General features: G+C 66.0%; 10 protein-coding genes, 3 rRNA genes and 1 pseudogene. 2 read left to right on the forward strand and 12 right to left on the reverse strand.

What is annotated here, in order from left to right; all coding sequences use genetic code 11:
• Nucleotides 1-124 precede the first annotated feature (124 nt).
• On the forward strand, nt 125-745 hold the full coding sequence (locus ACKUU6_RS14805; protein WP_057227898.1) for a DUF47 domain-containing protein: 621 nt from the start codon (nt 125-127) through the stop codon (nt 743-745).
• 5 nt (nt 746-750) lie between these two features.
• Nucleotides 751-1,746, forward strand: coding sequence for an inorganic phosphate transporter (locus ACKUU6_RS14810; RefSeq protein ID WP_407989002.1), 996 nt, complete (start codon nt 751-753; stop codon nt 1,744-1,746).
• A 105-nt stretch (nt 1,747-1,851) separates the two neighbouring features.
• Here ACKUU6_RS14810 and pstB read toward each other — a convergent pair whose 3' ends face one another.
• The 12 genes and pseudogenes from pstB to ACKUU6_RS14870 form a co-directional block, all read right to left on the reverse strand.
• Complete coding sequence (gene pstB, locus ACKUU6_RS14815; protein WP_407989003.1) at nt 1,852-2,628, reverse strand: phosphate ABC transporter ATP-binding protein PstB; 777 nt, start codon at nt 2,626-2,628, stop codon at nt 1,852-1,854.
• 42 nt (nt 2,629-2,670) lie between these two features.
• The gene (gene pstA, locus ACKUU6_RS14820; protein ID WP_407989005.1) at nt 2,671-3,744 is read right to left on the reverse strand and encodes a phosphate ABC transporter permease PstA; all 1,074 of its coding nucleotides are present in this window, start codon (nt 3,742-3,744) and stop codon (nt 2,671-2,673) included.
• Nucleotides 3,744-4,724 (reverse strand): phosphate ABC transporter permease subunit PstC, encoded by a 981-nt coding sequence (gene pstC / locus ACKUU6_RS14825; RefSeq protein WP_407989006.1) that lies wholly within the window; start codon nt 4,722-4,724, stop codon nt 3,744-3,746. Before pstC ends, pstA begins: the two co-directional genes overlap by 1 nt.
• Before the next feature lie 141 nt (nt 4,725-4,865).
• A complete protein-coding gene (gene pstS, locus ACKUU6_RS14830) occupies nt 4,866-5,993 on the reverse strand; it encodes a phosphate ABC transporter substrate-binding protein PstS (protein ID WP_407989007.1) in 1,128 nt (375 codons plus the stop codon).
• Nucleotides 5,994-6,226: 233 nt separating this feature from the next.
• Nucleotides 6,227-6,715 (reverse strand): NUDIX hydrolase, encoded by a 489-nt coding sequence (locus ACKUU6_RS14835; protein WP_407989008.1) that lies wholly within the window; start codon nt 6,713-6,715, stop codon nt 6,227-6,229.
• Nucleotides 6,700-7,746 carry a CHAD domain-containing protein gene (locus ACKUU6_RS14840; protein WP_407989009.1) on the reverse strand — a complete coding sequence of 349 codons (1,047 nt, stop codon included), beginning with the start codon at nt 7,744-7,746 and terminating at the stop codon, nt 6,700-6,702. The genes ACKUU6_RS14835 and ACKUU6_RS14840 overlap by 16 nt, the downstream gene beginning before the upstream one ends.
• Before the next feature lie 77 nt (nt 7,747-7,823).
• Nucleotides 7,824-10,010, reverse strand: coding sequence for an RNA degradosome polyphosphate kinase (locus ACKUU6_RS14845; protein WP_407992131.1), 2,187 nt, complete (start codon nt 10,008-10,010; stop codon nt 7,824-7,826).
• 163 nt (nt 10,011-10,173) lie between these two features.
• Nucleotides 10,174-11,097 carry a mycothiol synthase gene (gene mshD, locus ACKUU6_RS14850; protein WP_407989010.1) on the reverse strand — a complete coding sequence of 308 codons (924 nt, stop codon included), beginning with the start codon at nt 11,095-11,097 and terminating at the stop codon, nt 10,174-10,176.
• A gap of 92 nt (nt 11,098-11,189) precedes the next feature.
• Nucleotides 11,190-11,306, reverse strand: a 5S ribosomal RNA gene (gene rrf / locus ACKUU6_RS14855).
• A gap of 84 nt (nt 11,307-11,390) precedes the next feature.
• A 23S ribosomal RNA gene (locus tag ACKUU6_RS14860) occupies nt 11,391-14,512 on the reverse strand.
• Between the two features lie 284 nt (nt 14,513-14,796).
• Nucleotides 14,797-16,320 (reverse strand): 16S ribosomal RNA (locus tag ACKUU6_RS14865).
• Together the 16S, 23S and 5S rRNA genes form the textbook arrangement of a ribosomal RNA operon.
• Before the next feature lie 642 nt (nt 16,321-16,962).
• Nucleotides 16,963-18,228, reverse strand: a pseudogene (locus ACKUU6_RS14870) (PP2C family protein-serine/threonine phosphatase); the annotation flags it as partial.
• Nucleotides 18,229-18,244 lie beyond the last annotated feature (16 nt).

The following is an 18,244-nucleotide window of genomic DNA, read 5'->3' on the forward strand; positions in this document are numbered from 1 at the left end:
GAACCGCTGCGGGCCGAAGTGCGGAACCGGACGCTCCGGCTCCTCGAACGTCACCCCGTTTGCGTACTTCTGACGCCTTGCGCCTAGCATCGTTCAGTCCCTACCCCGCACATCGGAGATTTCCGTGCGTTTTAGCCTGACCCCGAAGGAGACGAGCTTCTACGACATGTTCGCCGCAGCCGCGGAGAACCTGGTCGTGGGATCGAAGCTCCTGCTGGAACTGCTGGGTTCAGACGTGTCGGCCCGCGCGGAGATCGTCGAGCGCATGCGCGCCGCCGAGCACGCCGGCGACGACACCACCCATGCGGTGTTCCACCAGCTCAACTCCTCCTTCATCACGCCCTTCGACCGCGAGGACATCTACAGCCTCGCGTCCTCGCTGGACGACATCATGGACTTCATGGAGGAGGCGGTCGACCTGGTCGTCCTCTACGACATCCAGACCCTGCCGAAGGGTGTCGAGCAGCAGATCGAGGTGCTCGCCCGGGCCGCCGAGCTGACCGCCGAGGCGATGCCGAAGCTGCGCACCATGACGAAGCTGACGGAGTACTGGATCGAGATCAACCGGCTGGAGAACCAGGCGGACCAGATCCACCGCAAGCTGCTCGCCCACCTGTTCAGCGGTCAGTACGAGGCGATCGAGGTGCTGAAGCTCAAGCAGGTCGTGGACGTCCTCGAAGAGGCGGCCGACGCGTTCGAGCACGTGGCCAACACGGTGGAGACCATCGCCGTCAAGGAGTCCTGACCAGCGTGGATACGGCAGCACTCATCGCCGTCCTCGGGGTGGCGTTCTTCTTCACGTACACCAACGGCTTCCACGACTCGGCGAACGCCATCGCCACCTCGGTCTCCACCCGGGCGCTCACCCCCAAGGTGGCCCTGGCGATGGCCGCGGTGATGAACCTGGCCGGTGCCTTCCTCGGCAGCGGCGTGGCGAAGACCGTCTCCAAGGGGATCATCGAGACCCCGACCGGCAACCAGGGCATGGGCATCCTGTTCGCCGCCCTGGTCGGCGCGATCGCCTGGAACCTGACCACCTGGTACTTCGGTCTGCCGTCCTCCTCCTCGCACGCCCTGTTCGGCGGAATGGTGGGCGCGGCCCTGGCCGGTGGCACCGAGGTGATCTGGTCCGGCGTGCTCGACAAGATCGTCATCCCGATGTTCGTCTCGCCGGTCATCGGCCTGGTGGCCGGCTTCCTGGTGATGCTGGCCATCCTGTGGATCTTCCGGCGGGCCAACCCGCACCGGGCCAAGCGCAACTTCCGGGTCGCGCAGACGGCTTCGGCCGCCGCGATGGCGCTCGCGCACGGTCTGCAGGACGCCCAGAAGACGATGGGCATCGTGGTGATGGCGCTCACCATCTCGGGACACCAGAGCGGCAGCGACATCCCGGTCTGGGTGAAGATCTCCTGCGCCACGGCGCTCTCGCTGGGCACCTACGCCGGTGGCTGGCGGATCATGCGGACCCTCGGCCGCAAGATCATCGAGCTGGACCCGCCGCAGGGTTTCGCGGCTGAGACCACCGCCGCGACGATCATGTACATCACGTCGTTCGTCTTCAAGGCGCCGATCTCCACCACCCACGTGATCACTTCGGCGATCATGGGCGTGGGTGCCACCAAGCGGATCCGCGCGGTGCGCTGGGGCGTGGCCAAGAACATCGTGCTCGGCTGGTTCATCACCATGCCGGCCGCCGCGATCGTCGCGGCGCTGATGTACTGGGCCATCCACCTGGTCTTCGGCTGACCGGCCCCGACACACGGCAAGGGCCCGCCCCCACATCACGGGGGCGGGCCCTTTTTCCGGCTCCGCGGCGGCACCGCCATGCAGCGCCGCGGAGCAGTCCTTGGTCTAGCCGAAGCGGCCGGAGATGTAGTCCTCGGTGGCCTGGACCGAGGGGTTGGAGAAGATCCGCTGGGTGTCGTCGAGCTCGACGAGCTTGCCCGGCTGGCCGACCCCGGCCAGGTTGAAGAAGGCGGTGCGGTCGGAGACCCGGGCCGCCTGCTGCATGTTGTGAGTCACGATCACGATGGTGAACTGCGACTTCAGCTCGCCGATCAGATCCTCGATGGCGAGGGTGGAGATCGGGTCGAGGGCCGAGCAGGGCTCGTCCATCAGCAGCACCTGCGGCTCGACCGCGATCGCACGGGCGATGCAGAGCCGCTGCTGCTGACCACCCGACAGACCGGCGCCGGGCTTGTTCAGGCGGTCCTTGACCTCGTTCCAGAGGTTGGCGCCCTGCAGCGACTTCTCCACCACGCCGTCCAGCACGGACTTCTTCTTCACGCCGGCCAGCTTGAGCCCGGCCGCCACGTTGTCGTAGATCGACATGGTGGGGAACGGGTTCGGCCGCTGGAAGACCATGCCGACGGTACGGCGGACGGCCACCGGGTCGACCGCGGAGGCGTACAGGTTCTCGTCGTCGAGCAGCACCTTGCCCTCGACCCGGGCGCCGGGGATCACCTCGTGCATCCGGTTCAGGGTGCGCAGGAAGGTGGACTTGCCGCAGCCGGACGGGCCGATGAAGGCCGTCACCGAGCGGGGCTCGACGGTCATCGAGATGTCCTCGATGGCCTTGGTGGTGCCGTAGAAGGCGGACAGTCCGCTGACGTCGATGCGCTTGGCCATGATCGTTCTTCTCTCGTGTCTTCTCGGGCGTCAGTCGGAGTGTCAGTGACCGGACTTGGGCGAGCGCCAGCGGGCGATGGCCCTGGCGACCAGGTTGAGCGCCATCACGAAGGCGATCAGCACCAGTGCGGCGCCCCAGGCCCGGGCGTACCCGAAGTCGTTGTTGCTCTGGTACTGCTGCCAGATGTAGAGCGGCAACGACTGCTGCGGACCCTCGAACGGGTTCGAGTTGATGATCTCGGTCCCGAAGACCAGCATCATCACAGGCGCGGTCTCACCGGTGATGCGGGCGACCGCCAGCATCACACCGGTGGTGATACCGCCGATCGCGGTCGGCAGGACGATCCGCAGGATGGTCTTCCACTTCGGCACGCCCAGGGCGTACGAGGCTTCGCGCAGCTCGTTCGGCACGAGCTTGAGCATCTCCTCGGTGGAGCGGACCACCACCGGCATCATCAGGATCGCCAGCGCGAGGCTGCCCGCGAAGCCGGAGTACTCGAAGTCGAAGAGCAGGATCCACAGCGAGAGGATGAACAGACCGGCGACGATCGACGGGACACCCGTCATGACGTCGACGAAGAAGGTGACCGCCTTGGCCAGTCGGCCCCGGCCGTACTCGACCAGGTAGACGGCGGTCAGCAGACCGACCGGGGCGGCCAGCAGGGTGGCCAGACCGACCTGCTCCAGGGTGCCGATCAGCGCGTGATAGACACCACCACCCGCCTCGGTGCTGATCACGCCCTTCATGGAGTGGTTGAGGAAGTAGCCGTTCACCACACCGGCGCCCTGCTGGACGGTGTAGAAGATCAGCGCGACCAGCGGGATGACCGCCAGCACGAAGGCCAGCCAGACCACCGAGGTGGCGAGCCGGTCCTTGGCCTGCCGACGGCCCTCGACCTTGGCCGAGAGGACGTAGGTGAGGCCGACGAAGGCCAGACCGGCGAGCAGACCCCACTGGATCCTGCTCGTCAGGCCGGCGCCCAGGCCGATCGCGACACCGATCGCGATCGAGACCGCGGCGATCCCGGCGGGGGCCCAGTTCGGCAGCCGGTCGGTGGTCAGACCGCGGCGCAGCTGGGGCGCGACGGCCACCGAGTCGGTAACGGTGGTGGACATCAGTTGGCCCCCGAGTATTCCTTGCGGCGCGCGATGATCATCCGCGCGGCACCGTTCACCAGCAGGGTGATCACGAACAGGACGAGGCCGGAGGCCATCAGCGCGTTCCGGCCGTTCTCACCGGCCTCACCGAAGCGCAGGGCGATGTTCTGCGCGAAGGTGCCGCCACCCGGGTCCATCAGGTGCAGCGAGAGCAGCGAGCTGGAGGAGAGCACGGTGGCGACGGCGATGGTCTCACCGAGCGCCCGGCCGAGGCCGAGCATCGAGGCCGAGATCACGCCCGGGCGGCCGAACGGCAGCACCGCGGTGCGGATCATCTCCCAGCGGGTCGCCCCCAGGGCGAGCGCCGCCTCCTCGTGCATCCGCGGCGTCTGCTTGAAGACCTCGCGGGAGACGGCGGTGATGATCGGCAGGATCATGATCGCCAGCACGATCCCGACCGTGAACAGCGACCGCGGGGCGGCACCGGTCTTGGTGGAGTCGAAGAGGTACGTCCAGCCCAGGTACGTGTCCAGCCAGCTGGTCAGGCCGCTCATGTGCGGCACCAGGAAGAGCGCGCCCCACAGGCCGTAGACGATGGACGGCACGGCCGCCAGCAGGTCCACCAGGTAGGCGAACGGCTGGGCGATCTTCCTCGGCGCGTAGTGCGAGATGAACAGCGCCACCCCGATCGCCACCGGCACCGCGATGACCATCGCGATGAGCGCGCTGGCGACGGTGCCGAAGACCAGCACCGCGATGCCGAAGACCGGCTTGGGCGCGTCCGGCAGCCACTCGAAGGTGGTGAAGAAGTTGCCCTCGTTGTGACCGAGCGCGAGGAACGAACGGTACGTCAGGAACCCGGCGATCGCGGCCATGATGACCAGCAGCAGGATGCCCGAACCACGGGAGAGGTTGAAGAAGATGCTGTCGCCGCGCCGGCTGTCCGATCGGCCCCGGCGGGCCCTGCTGCCGACGGCGGCAGGGGGTGATGTCGTCATGGTCTCTACTCCGGTCTGGTGGTGCTGCCCCGCGGAGGGCGGCACCATGGCGGCGGTGCCCCGGACGTGTGGTGCTCAACTGTGCCGGCCGGGCAGCCCCGCCCCCCTCTTCGAGGGCCGCCCGGCCGGTGGTCGGTCAGGTCAGGCGAGCGCGGTGACCGCGGCCTTGACCTTGTCGCTGAGCTCCTTGGGGAGCGGCACGTAACCCTTGGCGGAGATGGCCTGCTGGCCCGCGTCGCTGATGGTGTAGGTCAGGAAGGACTTCAGGGTCTCGAGGGTCTCGGCCTTGTTGCCCTTGTCGCAGACGATCTCGTACGTGACCAGGACGAGCGGGTAGGAACCCTCCTCCTTGGTCGCGTAGTCCAGGCTCAGCGCCAGGTCGCTGCCGGTGCCCGCGATCTTCGCCTTGGCGAAGGTGTTCGCGGCGTTGGCGGCGGTGGCCTCGACCGGCTTGGCGGCGCCGGTCGCGATCGCGGCCGACTTGAGGTTGTTGGTCTGGGCGTAGGCCAGCTCGGCGTAGCTGATCGAGTTCTTGACCTGCTTCACCTGGGCCGAGACACCGGCGTTCTGGGCCGCCGACTGGCCGCCCTTGCCCGCCCATGCCTTGGCGGGCTTGTACGCCCAGGCGCCGCCCGAGGTCTTCTCCAGGTACTTGGTCAGGTTCTCCGTGGTGCCGGAGTCGTCCGAGCGGTGGACCGTCTGGATGTCGGCGTCGGGCAGCTTGGCGCCCGGGTTCAGCGCGACGATCGCCGGGTCGTTCCACTTGGTGATCTGCGAGTCGAAGATCTTCGCCGTGGTCGGACCGTCCAGGACCAGGTTGTCCACGCCGTCCACGTTGTAGACGATCGCGATCAGGCCGGCCACCATCGGCAGGTTGATGCCCTGGCCGGTCTTGCAGACCTCCTTGGACGCGTCGGCCTCGGCCGGCTTCAGCGCCGAGTCGGAGCCCGCGAAGGTGACCTTGCCCTGGTTGAACTGCTGGATACCGGCACCGGAGCCGCCACCGGAGTAGGTGATCGTCGAACCGGCGCAGGCGTTGCCGTAGGCGACCTTCCACACGTCGATCGCGCTCTGCTGCGCGGTGGAACCGGCGCCGAGCAGCTGGCCGGCCTTGCCACAGGCGATGGCGGCGGCCGAGGGGGCGCCGGAGCCGGACGTCTTCGGGTCGGCGTTGTCGTCCGAGCCGCAGGCCGCGAGCGACAGCGAGCCAACGAGCGCCATGGCACCGATCGCGAGGGCCTTGGAGCGGCCGTTCCGCTGGAGCTTCACAGGGGTTCCCTTTCTGTGGCACCACCCGACCTCTGTCACGTCCCGGCACGGGACGGCGGTACGGGTTCTGCTGTGGTCCGGGGTCCGTGCGGCCCTCCGGTGCTACCGAAGTTAGGCCGGGTAGGTGACGCGTCAGGCGGACGCAAATGAACGGAGAGTGAACCTGTAGCGGATGGCGGGAAACACCGATCGGTAGTAACGGTTGCGTCACGGGCAGGGCGCGGGCAGGTCTCTCATGACGCTCCGTCAGCCAGAGCGGCCAGCAGCGCGTCCACCAGCTCCCGGTCCCGCTCATGGGTCAGCCGGGCTTTCGCCTTCCGCGGTGCCAGCCACTTCAAACGGTCCACCTCCCGGTTGGGCGTGAACGAGCCACCGGTCGGCACCGCCGCCCAGTACCTGACCTCCTTCGGCCGCCCCTGGGCCAGGTAGTGCTGGGCGGGCAGCTCCACACCCAGCACGCAGCGCAGCCCGGTCTCCTCCAGGACCTCCCGCAGCGCGGCCGACCGCCAGCCCTCCCCGGGCTCGAGCTTCCCCTTCGGCAGCGACCAGTCGTCGTACTTCGGCCGGTGGATCAGCGCGATCCGCGGCTTCTTCCGGCCCACCCCGTCCTTCTTCGGCGGCCCCGGCACCCAGAGCACCGCCCCGGCCGCCAGCACCGTCTGCCCGCGCCCGGCCGGCCGCCCTCGCGTCCCCCGGACCGGTGTGGTCAGCAGCTTGCCCATGCGTGCCATCCGTGATGCTGGAGAGTCGGCCACTGGTGGCCGAAGGCGTAGCGCGCCGCCTCCACCTCCAGCCGCTGATCAGCATGCACCACGCCGAGCACGTACGCCGTCGCCGGGGTGATCCGCGGCGTTCGCGCCGCCGAGGAGACAGTCACCGCCGCGTCCGCCGCCTCCTGGTGCCGGTCCAGCACCCGGTCGATCCCGTCCAGCTCCGCCAGCGACGCCCCGCACACCTCCAGCGCGTACCTGGCCCGCTTCACCAGGATTCGCACCCGGTGCCACGGCGCGTCGTCCGCCGCCAGCACCAGGTCCGCGTCCACCCGCGTGGCGGACTGGACCGGCACCGCCCCCAGCCGGTGCAGCCCCTCACCCCCGTACGGCGTCCGCACGGGCGGCAGCGCCGCCGCACCCTCAGCCAGCAGCCCCAGCGCCGTCGCCACCTGCGGCCGCAGTGCACCGGCCGCCTCCGGCAGCATCGGCACCTCGCCGGCCAACAACGTCATCCGGTCAGCCAGCGCGTGCAGCCGGGCCGACCGCAGCTCCTGCAGCAGCGTGGTGTGCGCCCTGGTCCTCGCCAGCGTCAGCTGGCGCTCCATCAGGGCCCTCGCCTTCGGCGCACCGGCGTGACCGGCCAGCATCCCGGCGCGGCCCGGATCGGTCTCGCTCAGCGAGTCCACCGCCGCCAGCAGCCGGGCCGACCGCCGGACGTACCCCGGCTCCTGCGCCAGCAGTCCCGACAGCCAGCGCAGCTCCGTCCTGGTCTCCTCCGCCCAGACCGGCTCGAAGACCGGCGCGAAGGTGTGCAGCGCCCCGCCGATCCGCCGCACACAGCGCAGCAGCTCCCCGGTCCCACCGGCGACGGCCTGGCTCCCCCCACCGCTCGGCAGCGACCCGGTCCTGGACCCGGCCTCCCCCACCGCCAGGGGCAGCGCCCGCAGGAAGGCGCCCGCCCGGGCGTGCAGGTACTCCGCCAGCACCTCCTCGGCCGGGGCCGGATGGTCGGTGCACTCCGTCGTCGGCAGCTCGGTCATGGTTCCTCGTCCCCCCGAGGGCTGTCCCCGCTGTGGTGGCGGATGCCCCGGGGATGGTGACTGTCTCTCAGCTCCTGCTACGGGAGCTTGCGGCGGCGCTGCCTCGAGTCGATCAGCAGGTCCTGCACGTGCCGCAGCTGTCGGCCTTCGGCGTCCTGCGAGTGTCTGGTCCAGCGGCCGTCCGACCCCAGGTGCCAGGACTCGGTCGCGTCCGACATGCCGAGGTCGATCAGCCCGGACAGCTCGGCCCTGGCCCCCGGATCCGTCACCCTCACCAGCGCCTCGATCCGGCGGTCCAGGTTGCGGTGCATCATGTCCGCGCTGCCGAACCACACCTCAGGCTCGCCGCCGTTGCCGAACACGAAGATCCGCGAGTGCTCCAGGAACCGGCCCAGGATGCTGCGCACCCTGACGTTCTCGCTCAACCCCGCCACGCCGGGCCGAATCGCGCAGATTCCGCGCACCCAGACGTCCACCGGCACGCCGGCCTGCGAGGCCCGGTACAGCGCGTCGATCACGGTCTCGTCCACGATCGAGTTGACCTTGAGCTTCACGAACGCCGGACGCCCCGCCCTGTGGTGCGCGATCTCCTGCTGGATCCGCGCCACCAGCCCGTCCCGCAGCCCGCGCGGCGCGGTCAGCAGCCGACGGTAGGACTCCCGGCGCGAGTAGCCGGAGAGCCGGTTGAACAGGTCCGACAGGTCCGCACCGACCTGCGGGTCCGCCGTCAGCAGCCCCAGGTCCTCGTACACCCTGGCGGTCTTCGGGTGGTAGTTGCCCGTCCCCACGTGGGCGTACCGCCGCAGCGTGTCGCCCTCCTCGCGGACCACCAGCGAGAGCTTGCAGTGCGTCTTCAGGCCGACCAGCCCGTACACCACGTGGCAGCCCGCCTCCTCCAGCTTGCGGGCCCACTTGATGTTGGCCTGCTCGTCGAAGCGCGCCTTGATCTCGACCAGCACCAGCACCTGCTTGCCGGACTCGGCCGCGTCGATCAGCGCGTCCACGATCGGCGAGTCACCCGAGGTGCGGTACAGCGTCTGCTTGATCGCCAGCACGTCCGGGTCGTTCGCCGCCTGCTCCAGGAACGCCAGCACCGAGGTCGAGAAGCTGTCGTACGGGTGGTGCAGCAGCACGTCCCGCTCCCGCATCGCGGCGAAGATGTCCGGCTGGGTGGCCGACTCCACCTCGATCAGCCCACGGGCCGTCCCCGCCACGAACTTCGGGTACCGCAGCTCGGGCCGGTCCAGGTCGGCGATGCCGAACAGACCGGTCAGGTCCAGCGGCCCCGGCAGCGGGAAGACCTCGGCGTCGGTGATGTTCAGCTCCCGCACCAGCAGGTCGAGGATGTAGGGGTCGATCGACTCCTCCACCTCCAGCCGCACCGGCGGGCCGAACCGACGCCGCATCAGCTCCTTCTCCAGCGCCTTGAGGATGTTCTCGGTGTCGTCCTCCTCGACCTCCAGGTCCTCGTTCCTGGTCACCCGGAACGCGTGGTGGTCCAACACCTCCATCCCCGGGAAGAGCTCCTCCAGGTGCGCCCCCATCACGTCCTCCAGCGGGACGTACCGCTGCGGGCTCGCCTCCAGGAACCGCGACAGCGACTGCGGGACCTTCACCCGCGCGAAGTGCTTGTGGCCGGAGACCGGGTTGCGCACCACCACGGCCAGGTTCAGGCTCAGCCCCGATATGTACGGGAACGGGTGCGCCGGGTCGACCGCCAGCGGGGTCAGCACCGGGAAGATCTTCTGCCGGAACAGCGAGTGCAGCCTGGCCTGCTCCTTCTCCGCCAGCTCGGCCCAGCGGACCAGCTCGATGCCCTCCGCCGCCAGGTCCGTCAGCACCTCGTGCTGGAAGGTCGCGGCATGGCGGGCCATCAACTCACGGGCCCGGTTCCATATCTGGTCCAGCACCTCGCGCGGCTGCAGCCCGGACGCCGACCGCTGGGCCACCCCCGTGGCGATCCGGCGCTTCAGACCGGCGACCCTGACCATGAAGAACTCGTCCAGGTTGCTGGCGAAGATCGCCAGGAACTTGGCCCGCTCCAACAGGGGGATCTGCGGGTCCTCAGCCAGCTCCAGCACCCGCTCGTTGAACGCAAGCCAGCTGCGCTCACGATCCAGGAACCGGCCCTGCGGCAGCTCCTCCAGCTCCTGGCCGTCGACCTCCAGATCGGCCTCGGCCAGCGCCAGCGACGGCGGCAGGGTGGTTGCGGGACCCGGGGACTTCGAGCTCGCCGGGACGGGGGCGGGACGGGGGATGCTCATGGGCTCCAGCTCCTCCAGCAGGACGTACTCCGGGTTCCCGGCCGACCGGGAGCTTGGTACTGCTGACGTCATCCTGTGATCTTTGCCGCGACAACTTAATCCACGGTAAACACCGCATGGCCAGGAGGAAAGCTGAGTCCGTCACCCCGTGTCCGGGGACCGGTCATCGCCCAGCCGCCGTGTCGATGCGGTACATCAGGTCCACCTCGTGCACGGTGAACCCCAGTCGTTCATATACCCGCACCGCGGCCGGATTGTCAGCGTCCACATAGAGGAGTACGGCCGGCACCTTTCGGTCCTCCGCCAGGTGCCGCAGTCCGGTGGCGGTCAGTGCCCGGCCCAGCCCACTGCCCTGCTCCGCCGGATCCACCGCCACCACGTACACCTCACCCAGACCGTCCGGATGCACCTTGGTCCAGTGGAAGCCGACCAGGACCTCGTCCCGCCAGGCCAGGAACAGCCCCGCCGGGTCGAACCACGGCTCGGCCAGCCGCTCGGCCAGGTCCTGCTCCGTCCAGCTGCCCTGCTCGGGGTGGTGGGCGAAGGCCAGCGCGTTCAGCCGCAGCCAGGCCGCTTGGTCCTGGCCCGGACGGAAGGTCCGCACCGTCACCCCCGCCGGGAGCTCCGGCTCGGCCGGCACCGGCTCGGCCGGCCTGCGCATCTGCCGCAGCTCCCGGACCAGCTCGGCCCCGTACTCAGCGGCGAGCCTCGCCGCTCCCGGGTGGCCGCCGTGCGCCCAGAAGTCCACGGTGCCCGCGTCCGCCTCCGCCAGCGTCGCGTCCAGCAACTGCCGCCCGAGCCCGCGCCGCCGATGGTCCGGGTGGACCGTCAGCTCCACCGTGGTCCGTCCCTCCGCCGCCTCCAGTTGCGCATACCCGGCCGGGACTGCCTCCCGACGCTGCACCAGATGGGTCACCCCCGGCCGGACACTGTCCGCCCGCAGCCGCAGCCGCCCGGCCTCGGACACCGCTTCGCGACCGTCCACCGCACTCGCCGCCGCGAGCACCGCCCTGACCGCCGCGAGATCCTCCGTGCTGAGGGTCTCGGTGCTGCGGATACCGTCCTGACTCGGGTTCGTCGTCTCCATGGTGCCGACCATACGCGGCGTCGGGTGTCGGGACGTCCGGGAAATGCAGAAAGCCCCCCGGCTATCAGCCGGGGGGCTTTCTGTGAATGATTGTTCGGCGGCGTCCTACTCTCCCACAGGGTCCCCCCTGCAGTACCATCGGCGCTACGAGGCTTAGCTTCCGGGTTCGGAATGTAACCGGGCGTTTCCCTCACGCTATGACCACCGAAACACTATGAAACTGTCAACCGCACCCCACCGTGACCATGGCAGGGGGTCGTTGTTTCAGAACAACACAGTGGACGCGAGCAACTGAGGACAAGCCCTCGGCCTATTAGTACCGGTCAGCTCCACCCCTTACAGGGCTTCCACATCCGGCCTATCAACCCAGTCGTCTACTGGGAGCCTTACCCTCTCAAGGAGGTGGGAATATTCATCTCGAAGCAGGCTTCCCGCTTAGATGCTTTCAGCGGTTATCCCTCCCGAACGTAGCCAACCAGCCATGCCCTTGGCAGAACAACTGGCACACCAGAGGTTCGTCCGTCCCGGTCCTCTCGTACTAGGGACAGCCCTTCTCAATATTCCTACGCGCACAGCGGATAGGGACCGAACTGTCTCACGACGTTCTAAACCCAGCTCGCGTACCGCTTTAATGGGCGAACAGCCCAACCCTTGGGACCTACTCCAGCCCCAGGATGCGACGAGCCGACATCGAGGTGCCAAACCATCCCGTCGATATGGACTCTTGGGGAAGATCAGCCTGTTATCCCCGGGGTACCTTTTATCCGTTGAGCGACGGCGCTTCCACAAGCCACCGCCGGATCACTAGTCCCGACTTTCGTCCCTGCTCGACCCGTCGGTCTCACAGTCAAGCTCCCTTGTGCACTTACACTCAACACCTGATTGCCAACCAGGCTGAGGGAACCTTTGGGCGCCTCCGTTACTCTTTAGGAGGCAACCGCCCCAGTTAAACTACCCACCAGACACTGTCCCTGATCCGGATCACGGACCCAGGTTAGACATCCAGCACGACCAGAGTGGTATTTCAACGACGACTCCACGACAACTGGCGTTGCCGCTTCAAAGTCTCCCACCTATCCTACACAAGCCGAACCGAACACCAATATCAAGCTATAGTAAAGGTCCCGGGGTCTTTCCGTCCTGCTGCGCGAAACGAGCATCTTTACTCGTAATGCAATTTCACCGGGCCTATGGTTGAGACAGTCGAGAAGTCGTTACGCCATTCGTGCAGGTCGGAACTTACCCGACAAGGAATTTCGCTACCTTAGGATGGTTATAGTTACCACCGCCGTTTACTGGCGCTTAAGTTCTCAGCTTCGCCAACCCGAAGATTGACTAACCGGTCCCCTTAACGTTCCAGCACCGGGCAGGCGTCAGTCCGTATACATCGCCTTACGGCTTCGCACGGACCTGTGTTTTTAGTAAACAGTCGCTTCTCGCTGGTCTCTGCGGCCGGCCCCAGCTCAGAGTGCAAGACTCATCACCAGTTCCGGCCCCCCTTCTCCCGAAGTTACGGGGGCATTTTGCCGAGTTCCTTAACCATAGTTCACCCGAACGCCTCGGTATTCTCTACCTGACCACCTGAGTCGGTTTGGGGTACGGGCCGCCATGAAACTCGCTAGAGGCTTTTCTCGACAGCATAGGATCATCCACTTCACCACAATCGGCTCGGCATCAGGTCTCAGCCTTAATGAGTGACGGATTTGCCTATCACTCGGCCTACACCCTTACCCCGGGACAACCACCGCCCGGGCTGGACTACCTTCCTGCGTCACCCCATCGCTCACCTACTACCCTGTTGGGTCACCGGCTCCACCACGTCCCTTTGTCCGAAGACTCCGGGCCGGCTTCACGGGCTTAGCATTCAGAGGTTCGACGTTGGCGCTTCAAAGCGGGTACGGGAATATCAACCCGTTGTCCATCGACTACGCCTGTCGGCCTCGCCTTAGGTCCCGACTTACCCTGGGCAGATCAGCTTGACCCAGGAACCCTTGGTCAATCGGCGCAAGAGTTTCCCACTCTTGTATCGCTACTCATGCCTGCATTCTCACTCGTGAACCGTCCACAACTGGATTCCTCCGCTGCTTCACCCGGCACACGACGCTCCCCTACCCATCACAGCCCCCGTTGGGGGTATTGCTGCAATGACACGACTTCGGTGGTGTACTTGAGCCCCGCTACATTGTCGGCGCGGAATCACTTGACCAGTGAGCTATTACGCACTCTTTCAAGGGTGGCTGCTTCTAAGCCAACCTCCTGGTTGTCTCTGCGACTCCACATCCTTTCCCACTTAGCACACGCTTAGGGACCTTAGTCGGTGTTCTGGGCTGTTTCCCTCTCGACCATGGAGCTTATCCCCCACAGTCTCACTGCCACGCTCTCACTTACCGGCATTCGGAGTTTGGCTAAGGTCAGTAACCCGGTGAGGCCCATCGCCTATCCAGTGCTCTACCTCCGGCAAGAAACACGTGACGCTGCACCTAAATGCATTTCGGGGAGAACCAGCTATCACGGAGTTTGATTGGCCTTTCACCCCTAACCACAGGTCATCCCCCAGGTTTTCAACCCTGGTGGGTTCGGTCCTCCACGAAGTCTTACCTCCGCTTCAACCTGCCCATGGCTAGATCACTCCGCTTCGGGTCTTGGGCATGCAACTGTACCGCCCTATTCGGACTCGCTTTCGCTACGGCTACCCCACACGGGTTAACCTCGCTACACACCGCAAACTCGCAGGCTCATTCTTCAAAAGGCACGCAGTCACGAGACACACAGCAAGCTGCATGTCCGACGCTCCCACGGCTTGTAGGCACACGGTTTCAGGTACTATTTCACTCCGCTCCCGCGGTACTTTTCACCATTCCCTCACGGTACTATCCGCTATCGGTCACTAGGGAATATTTAGGCTTAGCGGGTGGTCCCGCCAGATTCACACGGAATTTCTCGGGCTCCGTGCTACTTGGGAGAAGCTCAAGTGAGCCGCACAGATTTCGTCTACGGGGGTCTTACCCTCTACGCCGGACCTTTCGCATGTCCTTCGACTATCCATACGGTTTCTGACTCACCGACCGGCCGGCAGACCAATCAAGAACTTTCCCACGACCCCGCTCTGGCAACCCCTGCCGGGTCTCACACCAAAACGGTTTAGCCTCATCCGGTTTCGCTCGCCACTACTCCCGGAATCACGGTTGTTTTCTCTTCCTGAGGGTACTGAGATGTTTCACTTCCCCTCGTTCCCTCCACACACCCTATGTGTTCAGGTGCGGGTGACAGCCCATGACGACTGCCGGGTTTCCCCATTCGGAAACCCCCGGATCAAAGCCTGGTTGACGGCTCCCCGGGGACTATCGTGGCCTCCCACGTCCTTCATCGGTTCCTAGTGCCAAGGCATCCACCGTGCGCCCTTAAAAACTTGGCCACAGATGCTCGCGTCCACTGTGCAGTTCTCAAACAACGACCAGACACCCACCCTCGGCACCCCTGACAGGATGTCCTCAAGTAGGACCGGCACTGAAGCAACAGCCTCACGGCCGTTCCCTCAGGACCCAACAACGTGCCCGACACACCCGCCCTTACCGACCCACTTTCCACGCCGAAGCAGTACTTGTGAGGCCAACAGACCGTGTGTGCCGAATAGTCAACGTTCCACCCATGAGCAACCAACCGAGAGCATTCGTCTCGGTCTGGCTATGTGCTCCTTAGAAAGGAGGTGATCCAGCCGCACCTTCCGGTACGGCTACCTTGTTACGACTTCGTCCCAATCGCTGGTCCCACCTTCGACGGCTCCTCCCCTTACGGGTTAGGCCACCGGCTTCGGGTGTTACCGACTTTCGTGACGTGACGGGCGGTGTGTACAAGGCCCGGGAACGTATTCACCGCAGCATGCTGATCTGCGATTACTAGCAACTCCAACTTCATGGGGTCGAGTTGCAGACCCCAATCCGAACTGAGGCCGGCTTTTTGGGATTCGCTCCGCCTCGCGGCATCGCAGCCCTTTGTACCGACCATTGTAGCACGTGTGCAGCCCAAGACATAAGGGGCATGATGATTTGACGTCGTCCCCACCTTCCTCCGAGTTGACCCCGGCAGTCTCCTGTGAGTCCCCATCACCCCGAAAGGCATGCTGGCAACACAGAACAAGGGTTGCGCTCGTTGCGGGACTTAACCCAACATCTCACGACACGAGCTGACGACAACCATGCACCACCTGTATACCGACCACAAGGGGGCGACTATCTCTAGCCGTTTCCGGTATATGTCAAGCCTTGGTAAGGTTCTTCGCGTTGCGTCGAATTAAGCCACATGCTCCGCTGCTTGTGCGGGCCCCCGTCAATTCCTTTGAGTTTTAGCCTTGCGGCCGTACTCCCCAGGCGGGGAACTTAATGCGTTAGCTGCGGCACCGACGACGTGGAATGTCGCCAACACCTAGTTCCCAACGTTTACGGCGTGGACTACCAGGGTATCTAATCCTGTTCGCTCCCCACGCTTTCGCTCCTCAGCGTCAGTAATGGCCCAGAGATCCGCCTTCGCCACCGGTGTTCCTCCTGATATCTGCGCATTTCACCGCTACACCAGGAATTCCGATCTCCCCTACCACACTCAAGCCTGCCCGTATCGAATGCAGACCCGGGGTTAAGCCCCGGGCTTTCACAACCGACGCGACAAGCCGCCTACGAGCTCTTTACGCCCAATAATTCCGGACAACGCTCGCACCCTACGTATTACCGCGGCTGCTGGCACGTAGTTAGCCGGTGCTTCTTCTGCAGGTACCGTCACTTGCGCTTCTTCCCTGCTGAAAGAGGTTTACAACCCGAAGGCCGTCATCCCTCACGCGGCGTCGCTGCATCAGGCTTTCGCCCATTGTGCAATATTCCCCACTGCTGCCTCCCGTAGGAGTCTGGGCCGTGTCTCAGTCCCAGTGTGGCCGGTCGCCCTCTCAGGCCGGCTACCCGTCGTCGCCTTGGTAGGCCATTACCCCACCAACAAGCTGATAGGCCGCGGGATCATCCTGCACCGCCGGAGCTTTCCACCAACCCCCATGCAGAGGAAGGTCATATCCGGTATTAGACCTCGTTTCCAAGGCTTGTCCCAGAGTGCAGGGCAGATTTCCCACGTGTTACTCACCCGTTCGCCACTAATCCACTCCGAAGAGCTTCATCGTTCGACTTGCATGTGTTAAGCACGCCGCCAGCGTTCGTCCTGAGCCAGGATCAAACTCTCCGTGAATGTCTGCGAGTAATCTCGCGAGCCACTCGCGTTGAGCGGCACGGCAACCACCGGAATAGGCGGCCCCGCGCACTGCGTCCTCGCTAGTGTTTTACTTCATAAAGGAATCTCCAACCCCACAAAGTGAGGCCGGGGATGTCAACATATCTGGCGTTGACTTTTGGCACGCTGTTGAGTTCTCAAGGAACGGACACTTCCTTCGAGCCGCTTATCAGGCGGACCCTCCGGGCGCTTCGTTCGTTCTTTCGTGTTCCGAGCTTATCATGTCCGCCGTTCGGCGTTTCCGACTCGCTCTTTCCTTCGGCCTTTCGGCGCTTCCGACTCTACCAGGTTTTCCTGGCCGGCCGTTCCGCGCTTCCGGATCCTCAAGAAGCTTGTGCCGTAACCGACCTGACGGCCTGTCCGACGTTTCAAACCTTAGCCGATCCCCGCTTCACAAAGCGAATCCGGCTGCAATCCCCGAAATGCGCACACGCCAATTCGCACTGGGTCGCGACGAGGCACGAACCAGCCACGGAAAGTGGAGAAGTGGTGTTTCAGGGGATCGGCTACCTCGGGAACGTCCGTGCAGAGCGCGCGTCCGTTTCTCCCTGTCAGGCAGCTCGAAGAACTCTAGACCTCTGCGGGACCCACGTCAACCCCGCCCGGATCGGCCGCCAGCTGGAAGGTCAACACCGCGACGTCGTCGTCGTGCTCGGTGGTGACGCCCATGGCGCGCAACAGGCGCGAGCAGACCACGTCGGGCGTGCCGACGGCGCCGGACAGGGTCTGGGCGAGCTGGTCGATGCCCTGGTCGATGTCCTCGTCCCGGCGTTCGACCAGGCCGTCCGTGTAGAGGACGCCGGTGGTGCCGGGGAGCAGGCGGAGGGTGTGGGAGAGGTGGGTGCCGTCACCGGTGCCGAGCGGTGGGCCGTTCTGTTCCTCGCCGCGCAGGACGGTGCCGTCGGGGCAGCGGAGCAGGAGGGGGAGGTGGCCGGCCGAGGCGTACACCAGGGTGCTGGGGGTCGGGTCCCAGACGGCGTAGGTGCAGGTGGCGATCTGGTTGGCATCGATCTCCATGGCCAGACCGTCGAGCAGGGTCATCACCTCGTGCGGCGGCAGGTCGAGGCGCGCGTACGCCCGGACCGCCGTGCGGAGCTGGCCCATGACGGCGGCGGCGCGCAGGCCGCGGCCCATCACATCCCCGATCACCAGGGCGGTCCGGCCGCCGCCGAGACCGATGACGTCGTACCAGTCGCCGCCGACCGCGGCCTCGGCTCCGCCGGGTTGGTAGGTGGCGGCGACGGTCAGGCCGTCGGGCTGTTCCAGCTTCTGCGGGAGCAGGCTGCGCTGGAGGGTGACGGCGGCGGCGCGCTGGCGGCCCTCGGACTCGCGGAGCCGGGCGGCGGCCTGAACCTGGTCGGTGACCTCGGCGGCGAAGATCAGCACACCGATCGGGCGGCCGGGCTCCGTCCCGGGGACCGGGTCGGCTTCGCTTCCGAGCGGGACGCAGGAGACGTTGTAGTAGCGGTTGCCGCCGACGCCGAGGATGCAGCGGGACTTGACGCTCCGGGACCGTCCGCTGCGCAGGGCCTGGTCCATCAGCGGGAGCACACCCATCGCGGCCAGCTCGGGGAGGGCCTCGGAAGCGGGCAGTCCGTTGGTGCGTTCGCCGAAGAGTTCGCGGTACGCGCGGTTGGCGTAGCCGAGCTGGTGCTGCGGCCCGTAGGTGACCGCCACGGGGGCGGGCAGCCGGCCGAGGACGTTGCGCAGGTCGTACAGCTCGTGGATCTCACGCAGGTCGAGTAGCGGTCCCGGCCGGCCCGGCTCGCGCGGGCCGGGGACGGTGAACGGGTCGCCGGGCGCGGTGGACGGGGCGGCGCGCCACGAGGCTCCGGCGAGCCGCGCGCTCCAGCGCATGAGGTTCAAACGACGGCCGTTTCTT

Origin of the sequence: Kitasatospora sp. CMC57 (assembly GCF_045866025.2) — a bacterium.
GTDB lineage: Bacteria > Actinomycetota > Actinomycetes > Streptomycetales > Streptomycetaceae > Kitasatospora.